At 74.1% G+C, this 2,405-nt stretch carries 2 protein-coding genes and 1 pseudogene; 2 read left to right on the forward strand and 1 reads right to left on the reverse strand.

What is annotated here, in order from left to right; all coding sequences use genetic code 11:
- On the reverse strand, nucleotides 1-891 hold an 891-nt coding region (locus tag IJH84_RS16835), incomplete at its 3' end, for a sigma-70 family RNA polymerase sigma factor (protein ID WP_295146073.1).
- 272 nt (nucleotides 892-1,163) lie between these two features.
- On the opposite strand from IJH84_RS16835, the gene IJH84_RS16840 reads away from it, so the two are divergent.
- Nucleotides 1,164-1,964, forward strand: coding sequence for a hypothetical protein (locus IJH84_RS16840; RefSeq protein WP_233628525.1), 801 nt, complete (start codon nucleotides 1,164-1,166; stop codon nucleotides 1,962-1,964).
- A gap of 99 nt (nucleotides 1,965-2,063) precedes the next feature.
- Nucleotides 2,064-2,405 (forward strand): annotated as a pseudogene (locus IJH84_RS16845) (5-(carboxyamino)imidazole ribonucleotide synthase); the annotation flags it as partial.

Consider the following 2,405-nt stretch of genomic DNA (forward strand, 5'->3'; position numbering starts at 1 on the left):
CGCCTGCCGCGGCACCGAACTCGCCGCGTTAGCCGCACCCGCCGCACCGGCCCCGGCAGCCGAGACCGATCCCGCGGCCGGTGCCGCCGCCAGGTAGGCGGCCGCACCGGCGCCCAGCACCAGCGGCGCCACCACGGCGCGCAGCCCGCCGTTGACCTCGGCCAGCTCGGCCGCGAGCGCGCGGCAGCGGTCGCAGTCGTCCAAGTGGTGATCGACCTGCGCGGTTTCCCGCCGGGACAGCCCGCCCCTGGTCCACGCGCCGAGCCTGCCGACCGCCGCGCGGCAGGCTTGCAGGCCCGGCTGCTCGGGATCCAGCGAACTCAGGTGCACCTGCAGGTACGCCTGCCGCAGCCCTTCCCGGGCGCGGTAGGCCAGCGCCGAGACCCCGTTCGGCGTGAGTCCCAGGATCGGCCCGACCTGCGCGGGGGTCTGCCCTTCGATCTCGATGTGCCAGAGCACGGTCTGCCACCGCTCCGGCAGCTGCGTGAACGCCCGCGCGGCCAGCGAACGCTCCAGCCCGGCCACGGCGGTGTCGTTGAACGGCACGCTCAGATCCGCCCCGGAGACCTCCGCGACGTCGTCGGCCAGCTGCAGCTTGCGTTCCCGGCGGGTGCGGTCGTAGGCCACGTGCCGCAGCGAAGTCAGCAGGTAGGCGCGGAACGCGGTGCTCGGGCCGTGCCCGCCGCGCAGCGCGTCGAGCACCTTCGCGAACGCCTCCGAGACCAGGTCGTCGGCCTCCGATCCGGAGCGGGCGACCTGCCGGGCCATGTTGTGCGCGGCGGCCACGTGCCGTTCGTACAGCGTTCCGTACGCCTCGGTGGAACCGTGCCGGACGGCTTCGATCAGTTCCCCGTCGCTGGGGTCCTGCGCTTCTGCCGGGGCTGTGGCCACGCCGCACCTTCCTTCGTGGTCCGCTGTCTCGATCCGTCGCGGCGCCCCTTCGGCGAGACGCCGGTCGGCGCTGCGGCGAACGGCCGCGCACCGGCACCGCCGATCAGCGCAAGAACCGCCCAATCGAACCATTCGCGGTGCCGGAGGTCGATCCGCCAACGCGGTGCGAACCGACCGCCCACCATTGTGATCGACTCCTCCGCAGGCGCCGCAGGCAGTCTTGCGTCATACCGGAACCCGCAGGTCGTCCCAGTTGCCGAAGGGGGTCGGAGATGACTGAACGGATCCGGAGCGCTGCAGGCGGCGAGCGGGCGCTGCGGGCGCGCTGGCGCACCGCGAGCCTCGCCGCGGGATGGCCCTTCCCGAGCGACTGGGGCATCCGGGCGGTGCGCGAGGTGTGCCGCGCGGTGGCGACCGGCGCGGAGCTGGCGGAGCCGCTGGGCGAACTCGGCGCGGGCCGCGCGGAATCCGGCGTCGGGCTCGCCGAGGCGCTGCAGGACGTCGCCGCGCTGCACGCGGTGAGCACGGGCTCGCACCAGGACGGGCTGGTCTCGGCCGATCCGGACGCGGTGCCCGCAGCGATGCTGCGGCCGGTCGCGCTGGGCTGGGCCGATGTGCAGGCCGAGCACACCGTGGACCGCGAGGTGCAGGACCCGCTGACCGGCCTGACCACCGCGTCCTACCTGCGGACCCGGCTGCACGAGGTGTACCGGGGAGCGCGCGCCGCCGGGCGGTCCCCGGACGCCGACCACGTGCTGATCAGCGTGTCCGTGCAGATGCCGCGGGCTTCGGGCCGCTATCCGCTGATGATGGCCATGGTGCTCGCCGCCGACGTGCTGCGGGAGGTGTTCGACTCCGGTGAGACGGTGTCGTTGCTGCGCACGAGCACGGCTGCGGTGCTGGCGCCGCGGGACGAGCGGTTCTCCGAGCGCTGCGAGCAGGTTCGGCTGCAGGCGGCGCAGCGGATCGCGGCCGATCCGGCGCTGCGGCCGGTCGGGCCGGTGCGGGTGCAGGAGGAGCCACTGCCGGAGGACCACGCCACGGCCTGCGCGATGCTCGGCACGCTGGACTGAGTTCGAGCAAGCCGCTCGGCCGCTGCGAAAGTGCCGCACGTCGCCATTCGGCGGTCCCCATCGAGATGATCAGTGCGGGCGTCTTTAAGCTGCGTAGCCGTGGACCACCGCACTCGTACTCCCGTCGTCGGCATGGTCGGTGGCGGACAGCTCGCGCGGATGACGCACCAGGCCGCGATCGCCCTGGGGCAGTCGTTGAAGGTGCTGGCCGCCGCCCCGGACGACCCGGCGGCGCTGGTCGCGCCGGACGTCCAGATCGGTCCCCACACCGACCTGGCCGCGCTGCGCGCGTTCGCGCAAGGCTGCGACGCCGTCACGTTCGACCACGAGCACGTGCCCGGTGAGCACCTGCGGGAGCTGGTCGCCGCGGGTGCCGCCGTGCACCCCGGCCCGGACGCGCTGCTGCACGCGCAGGACAAGCTGGTGATGCGCCGCAAGCTC

The sequence above is a fragment of the Saccharopolyspora sp. genome (assembly GCF_017434145.1).
GTDB lineage: Bacteria > Actinomycetota > Actinomycetes > Mycobacteriales > Pseudonocardiaceae > Saccharopolyspora_C > Saccharopolyspora_C galaxeae.

What these genes read in the sequence shown, in the direction of transcription:
- IJH84_RS16840 (WP_233628525.1), top strand. Translation starts at nt 1,164, where the DNA reads ATGACTGAACGGATCCGGAGCGCTGCAGGCGGCGAGCGGGCGCTGCGG.